At 71.0% G+C, this 8,167-nt stretch carries 6 protein-coding genes and 1 pseudogene; 4 read left to right on the top strand and 3 right to left on the bottom strand.

What is annotated here, in order from left to right:
• Nucleotides 1–83: 83 nt before the first annotated feature.
• The 3 genes from ACWEF6_RS42455 to ACWEF6_RS42445 form a co-directional block, all read right to left on the bottom strand.
• Complete coding sequence (locus ACWEF6_RS42455; protein WP_449688126.1) at nt 84–1,622, bottom strand: amino acid permease; 1,539 nt, start codon at nt 1,620–1,622, stop codon at nt 84–86.
• A gap of 70 nt (nt 1,623–1,692) precedes the next feature.
• A complete protein-coding gene (locus ACWEF6_RS42450; protein WP_449688125.1) occupies nt 1,693–2,628 on the bottom strand; it encodes a serine hydrolase domain-containing protein in 936 nt (311 codons plus the stop codon).
• Nucleotides 2,629–2,652: 24 nt separating this feature from the next.
• Complete coding sequence (locus ACWEF6_RS42445; protein ID WP_449688124.1) at nt 2,653–3,789, bottom strand: glycerophosphodiester phosphodiesterase; 1,137 nt, start codon at nt 3,787–3,789, stop codon at nt 2,653–2,655.
• 935 nt (nt 3,790–4,724) lie between these two features.
• On the opposite strand from ACWEF6_RS42445, the gene purD reads away from it, so the two are divergent.
• From purD to ACWEF6_RS42425, 4 genes and pseudogenes are all read left to right on the top strand, one after another.
• Nucleotides 4,725–5,999 (top strand): phosphoribosylamine--glycine ligase, encoded by a 1,275-nt coding sequence (gene purD, locus ACWEF6_RS42440; protein ID WP_449688123.1) that lies wholly within the window; start codon nt 4,725–4,727, stop codon nt 5,997–5,999.
• Between the two features lie 226 nt (nt 6,000–6,225).
• Complete coding sequence (locus tag ACWEF6_RS42435; RefSeq protein WP_449680108.1) at nt 6,226–6,567, top strand: hypothetical protein; 342 nt, start codon at nt 6,226–6,228, stop codon at nt 6,565–6,567.
• A 16-nt stretch (nt 6,568–6,583) separates the two neighbouring features.
• Nucleotides 6,584–7,150, top strand: a complete 567-nt coding sequence (locus tag ACWEF6_RS42430) for a DUF3558 domain-containing protein (RefSeq protein WP_449688127.1) — start codon at nt 6,584–6,586, stop codon at nt 7,148–7,150.
• 9 nt (nt 7,151–7,159) lie between these two features.
• Nucleotides 7,160–8,167, top strand: a pseudogene (locus tag ACWEF6_RS42425) (hypothetical protein); the annotation flags it as partial.

Genomic DNA, 8,167 nt, shown 5'->3' with positions numbered 1-8,167 from the left:
CGCGCGCCGCGCCCGGCGGGCGGCGTTGTGGTTTTTTTTTCCTTCATGCCGTATTAACAACCAATAACCCCCCCCCCCACGACTCAGCCCAGGTCCTTCAGTTCCTGTTCCACCGCAGCCAGTTCCGCCTCCGAACCCTGAACCTTCGGGCCCTTGAACCACTTCCGGGCCGAAACCGCCCACCACAGCGCCGCCCCGCCCAGCACCACGAGGAAGGCGATCGGCGTGTAGTTGAAGGAATCGACGGTCACCGGCGAAACCTGCGGCAGCATGAAGAGCACGAAGATCAGCGCGACCCACACCGTCGCGACGATGCCGATCGGCTTGCCCCAGCGGCCGAGCGTCCACGGCCCCGGCTCGAACGAGTCGCCGCGGCGGACGCGCAGGAACACCGGGATCACGTACGCCACGTACAGCCCGACCACGGCGATCGACGTCACCGCGGCGTAGGCCGTCGCGCTCCACAGGTACGGCAGGGCCAGCACCAGCGCGCCGCCCGCGGCGAGCCACACGGCGTTGGTCGGCGTCTGCGTGCGCTTGTTGATCTTGTGCCAGAAGCCCGAACCCGGGATCGCGCCGTCACGGGCGAAGGCGTAGATCATCCGCGAGTTCGCCGTCACCGACGCCATGCCGCAGAACAGCTGGGCGCCGATGCAGATCAGCAGGAGGAACTTGCCGGTGACGGCGCCGGTCGCGTCGATGAAGATCTGCGCGGGCGGGACACCGGTGGCCGAGCCGACGGCGCCGTCGTAGTCCTGGATCGCGAACGTCAGGCCGATCAGCAGGATCCAGCCGGCGACGAGGGAGACGACGATCGACATGACGATGCCGCGCGGGCCCGCCGTCGCCGCGCTCTTCGTCTCCTCGGTCATGTGCGCCGACGCGTCGTAACCGGTCAGCGTGTACTGCGCGACGAGCAGCCCGAGCGCGAAGACGTAGAACGCCGACCCCCAGCCCGTCTGGTTGACGAAACTGCCGAAGACGAACGACGCGTCCTGGTGCTTGGCCGGCACGAAGACGAGCACGCCGACGATCACCAGCACGCCGATCAGGTGCCACCACACGCTGACGTTGTTGAGGATCGCGACGATCCGGACGCCGAAGGTGTTCAGGAGGCCGTGCACCACGAGGATGATCGCGAGCAGCAGGATCGTGTGCCCCGGCGTCGCTTCGAAGCCGAACTGCAGGTCGAGGAACGCGTTGAGGAACAGCGCCGCGCCGAAGTCGATGCCCGCGGTGACCGCGATCTGGCCGATGAGGTTGAACCAGCCGGTGAACCACGACCACGCGGGACCGGACCGGCCGGGCGCCAGCTTCGCGGCCCAGTAGTACAGGCCGCCGGCGGTCGGGTAGCTGGAGCAGACCTCGGCCATGCCGAGCCCGACCAGGATGACGAACACCCCGACCAGCGGCCAGCCCCAGATCATCGCGGCCGGGCCGCCGGTCTTCATGCCGAAGCCGTAGAGCGTGAGGCAGCCGGAGAGGATCGAGATGATCGTGAAGGAGACGGCGAAGTTCGAGAACGCCGACATCGTCCGTTTCAGCTCTTGGGCGTAGCCCAGCTGGTGCAGCCGGGCGGCGTCGTCGTCGGCGGGGGTGGTCTGCTGGTCGGAAACATCCATCGGGCACCTCTTGAAAGGTATGCGGCCAGACCATTGAATTCGCCGAAGGTAGCCCCGGGCCCGGAGGGTGTCAAGCCTTCGTCAAGAACTCGTCCAGCCGTCGCAGCAGGGGCCCGCCACCTCGGTGGTCGTTCGAGATCAGGGTCGCCGTCAGCCCGGTCGACGGCTCGTGCGTGCTCCGGAACGTGACGCCGTGGTCGCCGCCCTCCAGCCGCACGACGCCGGGCCGGGGCAGCCAGAAGCCGAGGCCGTACCCCTCCGCGTGCGGCCGCAGCATCCGGGCGACCCACTCAGGGGGCACGATCCGCCCGTCCAGCAAGGCCGGCCAGAACTTCCGGAAGTCCGGGGCGGAGCTGTAGATCCCGCCGTCGCCGTGCCCCACGACGGGCAGGCCGAACACATTGGTGCGCCCGTCTGCGAGGTAGCCGGTGGCCGTGCGGGCGGGCAGCGCGTCCGAGCGGAGGAAGGCCGTGTCCGTCAGCCCGGCGGGGCCGCAGACCCGCTCGTGGACGAGGTCGGTGAAAGGTATGCCGGCGATCCGTTCGGCGATCAGGCCGAGGACGGCGAAGGCGCCGTTGTTGTACCGGAACTCCGTACCGGGCGGGGAAACCTGCGGGAAGCCGTCGAGTGCGGCGAGGTAGTCGGCCGACGTGACGAGCCACGGCGGGTGCTCCGGCGGGTTGTCGTCGTCGCAGTAGTCGCCGATGCCGGAGGTGTGTGTCAGCAGGTGCTCGACGGTCACCCGGTCGTCGATCAGCGGCAGGTCGTCGCCGAGGACTTCGCGGGCGGTGGTCTCGAGTCCCAGCCGTCCCTCGGCGATCAAGCCGATGACGACCAGCGCGGTGAACCCCTTGGTGCCACTGGCGATCGCGAACCGCGTGCCGACGGTGTTCTCGACGCCGTACGCGAGGTGCGCGTACCCGGACGCCTCGGCGAGCAGCGTCTCGTCGCCGCGACTGACCAGGACCACGCCGGAAAAGGGCGCCTCCATGGACTCAGCGTCCACGGAAGCGCCCTTCGCGCCAAGCGATTAACGGCCCAGGAACGCGTGCAGCGACTCGAGGGCGGTGTCCGGCTGGTCGGCGAAGAAGCCGTCGACGCCGGCCCGGAAGAACGCCGCTTCCTCGGTGAAGACGTCACCGTAGGCGTCCGGCTCGGCCGACGAGCGCAGGTTCGCGGGCAGGAACGGGTTCTCGTTCCGGAAGGTGTACGGCTGCACCTTCAGGCCGGCCTTGTGGGCGTCCGCGACGAGCGCGGTCGGCGTGCCCAGGTTGTCGTTCTTGTCCCGCGGGATGACCTGCGCCTTGTCCGGCCCGAGGTACTTCGCGTACTTCGCGACTTCGCGCAGCCCCTGCGGCGTGACGAGGTCCGCGTACGTCCGCTTGTCGCCGTTCGCGACGAAGTCCGCCGGGGCGCCGGAGGCCGAGGTCAGCTGCAGCAGCGGCGTCCGCAGCTGCCGGTGCAGCGCGATCAGGTTCGACACCTCGAAGGACTGGATGATCGCGGGCGCGTCCGGCCGGTCGAGGCCGTTGCGCTTGAGGATGGCGACCAGCTTCGGCTCGGTCGGGTTGCCGATGGACTGGAAGAACGTCGAGTGCTTGACCTCGGGGTAGGTGCCGAGGGTGCGGTGCAGCTCGCGGCCGAGGCGCTTGGTCAGGTCGAGCACCTCCTGGTAGGAGGCGATCTGGTAACGCCCGTTGTACAGCGTGTTGTGCGGCCGGTTCTGCGGGATCCGCTCGACCGCGCGCAGCGTCTTCAGCTCGGCGAGCGTGAAGTCCTGGGTGAACCACCCGGTGGTGGTGACCCCGTCGAGCACGACGGTCTTCTTCCGGTCGGCGAACTCCGGGTGCTTCGCGACGTCCGTGGTGCCGCCGATCTCGGGTTCGTGCCGGGCGACGAGCTGGCCGTCCTTGGTGGGCACGAGGTCGACGTCCACCCAGTCGACGCCCATCCGGTAGGCGAGCTCGTAGGAGGCGAGCGTGTGCTCCGGCCGGTACCCGGGCGCGCCGCGGTGTCCGATGATCACGGGGTCATGGTGGCCCCGCCCGCGCGCGAGGGCATCCCCGGACCCGCTTTCGGCGGCGGACGCCGACCCGACGGCAAAGCCGGTGACGCTCAGCAACGCCAACCCGGCCAGCGCGAGCAAGCCGACACGTTTGCGCTTCATCTGGTGACCTCTTTTCACACAGGGTGTGCCCTGACTACCCGCGCAACCCTCGATGTCGCAAGCATCCGAAGTACGTACCTGGCCGGTCGAAGCGGTAAACGGCGCGTGGACTCCTGTTCGTCCGGTTGTGGCGCGGGGCACGGAGGGATCGCTGTGGTGGGTCGGCGCCCGGCGACGCTCTGGCTGGTCTCTGTCCGGAGGTGGAGCTGACTTGGGGCGTTGCCTGGCTGGTGCTCACCACCCCGAAGCCGGAATTGTCACTACGGCCGGTGGTACCGGGTCAAGGCGGGAAAGATGCCTTGACCCGGCACCACCGGCCGTGTTCGGGCTTCGGATCGGGGTGGCGGGGGAGGTCTGGGTGGGGTGCCGGTTTGGGCGTCCGCGTCTCGCTCGGGCCGGTGAGGTGGCTGCCTATGGCGCTCTGACTCGCCGCCCGCAGCTTCCCGCCCTCCCTAGGGGGCCGGTCCCGGTTCCAGCGTATCGGCGCGCCCCGACGAAACCTGCCGGTTGCGCCGCCGGAGGTCAATTTGTCCACGCCGGTGGCAACTTGTGGATGGCCGAGCTGCGGAGGTAGGTCGCCCGTGCCGGGAACGGGACGACAACCCCATCCCTCGTTGCGCGACCCGCCGGCCTCGCCCTTGGCCCGAGCAAGTGAGTCGGCTGCGCAACCCGCCGGCCTCGCCCTTGGCCCGAGCAAGTGAGTCGGCCGCGCAATCCGCCGGCCTCGCCCTTGGCCCGAGCAAGTGAGTCGGCTGCGCAACCCGCCGGCCTCGCCCCTGGCCCGAGCAAGTAAGCCGGCCACGCAACCCGCCGGCCTCGCCCCTGGCCGAGCAAGTAAGCCGGCCGCACGCCCGGAAGCCCGCCGAGCCGGCCCCAACCCGCCCCCGGCGACGGTGCGATGTGCCCCGCCGACCCGGCCGGATACGCTGTGCGGCGTGCGCGTACTGGTAATCGGCTCCGGCGCCCGTGAGCATGCACTCGTCCTCGCGGCGTCCGGCGATCCCGCCGTCACGGCCCTGGCCTGCGCGCCCGGCAATGCCGGGACCGCCGCCGTCGCCGAGCAGCTCGGTGTTGAGGCCGCCGATCCCGAGGCCGTTGCCGGGCTCGCCAAGAGCTGGCAGGCCGACCTCGTCGTCGTCGGGCCCGAGGTGCCGCTCGTCGCCGGGGTGGCCGATGCCGTGCGGAAGGCCGGCGTCGCCTGCTTCGGCCCGTCGGCTGCCGCCGCTCGGATCGAAGGGTCGAAAGCCTTCGCGAAGGACGTCATGGCCGCCGCGAACGTGCCCACCGCGCGCAGCGAGGTCGTCGACAACCCCGCCCGGCTCGATGCCGCGCTCGCCCGGTTCGGCCCCACCTGGGTCGTCAAGGACGACGGCCTCGCCGCCGGCAAGGGCGTCGTCGTCACGCCGGACATCGACGTCGCGCGCAAGCACGCCATCATGCTGCTCGACGGCGGGCACCCCGTCCTCCTCGAATCCTTTTTGGACGGACCGGAAGCCTCGCTGTTCTGCTTCGTCGACGGCAACACCGTCGTCCCGCTGCTGCCCGCCCAGGACTTCAAGCGCGTCGGCGACGGCGACGCCGGCCCGAACACCGGCGGCATGGGTGCCTACGCGCCGCTGCCCTGGGCGCCCGAAAACCTGGTCGACGAGCTGGTCGAGACCGTCGTCCAGCCGGTCGCCGACGAGCTGGTGAACCGCGGCGCGCCGTTCTCCGGCCTGCTCTACGCCGGCCTCGCGCTGACCTCCGACGGCCCGCAGGTCATCGAGTTCAACTGCCGCTTCGGCGACCCGGAGACGCAGGTCGTGCTGGCCCTGCTGCGCACCCCGATCGCCGGGCTGATGCACGCCACCGCCACCGGGAAGCTCGCCGAGCACCCGCCGCTGGAATGGTCCGGCGGCGCCGCGGTCACCGTCGTGATCGCCGCCGACGGCTACCCCGGCAAGCCGCGCACCGGGGACGTCATCGCCGGGGCCGAGCTGGAAGGCGTCCTGCACGCCGGCACCCGCCGCCGGGACGACGGCGCCGTCGTCTCCTCTGGCGGCCGCGTGCTCTCGGTCGTCGGCACCGGCAAGTCGCTCAAGGCGGCGCGCAAGCACGCCTACGAGACCGTCGAAAAGGTCCACCTCGCGGGCTCACACCACCGCACGGACATCGCGCTGAAGGCGGCGAACGGCGAGATCAGCGCCCCGACGGCCAAACAGCGGGCCTGATTCCACGGGTCGGGGGAACCGGCCGGGCCCACTCTTCGTCCAAACTCAGGGCTCACCGACTCATCCGCGTTGGTAGCCTCGACGGAGGAGCCGGCCGGTCACTGTCCGTATGACGTCAGGGGAGAGCATGTCAGGACCCTCGTACGACAGCGCTGTTCCGGGGCTTCGCCCCGGGCCGGGGGCTCCGCCACCCGGACCCCCGCACGACTTCGGTTCGGCCGTCCCGGTGGCGCCGGCAGCCGCGGACGTCCTGGTCCACCCCGACAAGCTGCTCGACGTCGCGCGGATCGTCGAAGAGCAGGCCAACGCCCTCGAAGACCAGCTGCTCACCCGGCTCGGCCAGCTGCGGATCGACGCGCCGTCCGCCGACGTGATCAGCACCCAGTCGGTCCAGGCCTGGAACACCCTGATCGCCGACGGCGACCGCTCCTACGCGGGCCAGGTGCGCGAGTACGTCGCCGGCCTCAAGCGCCTGGTCGAGCAGCTGCGCGAAGCCGCGAAGGACTACAAGGTCGGCGAAGAGGAGAAGGCGGCGGTGTTCGGTGACCGCGGCAAGCACGGTGCGTAACCGGATCGCCGGAGGCGTGCTCGCGACGGCGGCGCTCGCCGGCTGCTCCGCGGGCACCGAAGGCACCCCGTACCCGGTCGAAACGGCCGCCACGGCCGCGTCGCAGAGCGCCAAGGCCGCCCAGCTCCCGCAGCGGCCGGCCGACCTGTCGCTGCAGGGCGTCGAGCTGTGTGAAATCTTCCCGCAGGTGCAGCTCGACGCGCTGAAGATCAACAGCGTCCCCCGCAAGGCGCCGGAGGAGGACGGCCGGACCTGCGTGTTCGACGCCGACGGCGCCGAGCCGGTGCACTCCTACCACGTGCGAGCCGTGTCGGCGGACCTCGGCCAGTGGATCACCGGCGCCCGCAAGAAGAACAGCATGACCACCGAGCCGAAGACCATCGGTGGCTACCCGGCGCTGACGAACTACCGCGCGGCCGGCGACCCGGCCGACTGCGAGACGCTCGTCGGCGTCGCGAAGGGCCAGACGCTGGCCGTCCAGACCTTCGCCATCACCCGCGGCCGGCTCACGCAGCCGCAGCTGTGCGACATGTCGGCGCACGCCGCCGACCTGGCGCTGCAGTCCCTGAAAGCACGCAACTAGGGAGGGCGCGTGGAATTCTCCGAGCTCGCGGCCGGAATTCAGAACCACCGGTTCGACGGCTGGACCAACACCGCGATCGCCGACCAGATCACCCGGATGATCAACGGCGACGGCACCGGCAGCATCGGCACCGCCGTCGACGCGCTGAAGGCCGTCGCGACCGCACTGGCCCACACCGACCAGACGTTGCGCGCGCAGCTGCTCGAACTCGGCGTCGAATGGCAGAGCCAGGCCGGTGGCGCGGCGAGCCAGGTCTTCACCGAAAAGGCCGGCTTCTCCCAGGACGCCACCACGAAGGTCGCGCACGCCGCGGAAATGGTGTTCGAGCAGGGCGAGGCCTTCAACCGGACCAAGTACAAGCTGCCGGACGCCGAGACGGTCCGGAAGGGCGCGGGCGGCTTCACCCTCACCGACAACCTGGTCAGCCTCATCGGCTTCGAAACCGACCACGCCAAGCAGGTCGAGGCCGCGAACGACGCCAAGGCCCAGGCCCAGCAGGCGCTGAACGAGTACGCCCAGCAGAGCGGCACGAACCTGCTCTCGACGCAGGCGCTGTCCGACCCGGAGTCGCTGAAGCTGGCCGCCCCGGGCATCACGCCGGGAGTGCTGGACGTCGCCGGCGCCGCGGTCGCGGTGACGCCGGACGGCGGCGTGAAGCCGGCTTCGGACAAGGTCCGGTCGGTGCACGTCGACCCGCCGGTGGTGCAGCCGGTGTCGCACACCGTGCACGCCGATCCGCCGACCCCGGTCTACGGCGTCGCGGCCCAGCAGCCGTCCCGGCCCGCGTCGCAGCAGCCGTCGCGCCAGACCGGCTCGACCGGTTCGGCGGGCGCGGCCGGCGCCCCGCCCGTCCAGCACACGACACCGAGTTCGACGACGCCCTCGGGCGCGAAGCCGCCGACGGCGTCGCCCGGCCCCGGCTGGGTCCACACCCCGGGCCGCGGCACGGCCGGCGACCCGGCCGGCCGCTTCACGCCCGGGCCGGGCGCCGGGAGCCAGGCCGACCCGTTCTGCCCG

It is taken from the genome of Amycolatopsis sp. NPDC004772, assembly GCF_053601215.1.
Note: the sequence above shows the minus strand (reverse complement) of the source record. Positions and strands in the feature narration are given on the sequence as shown.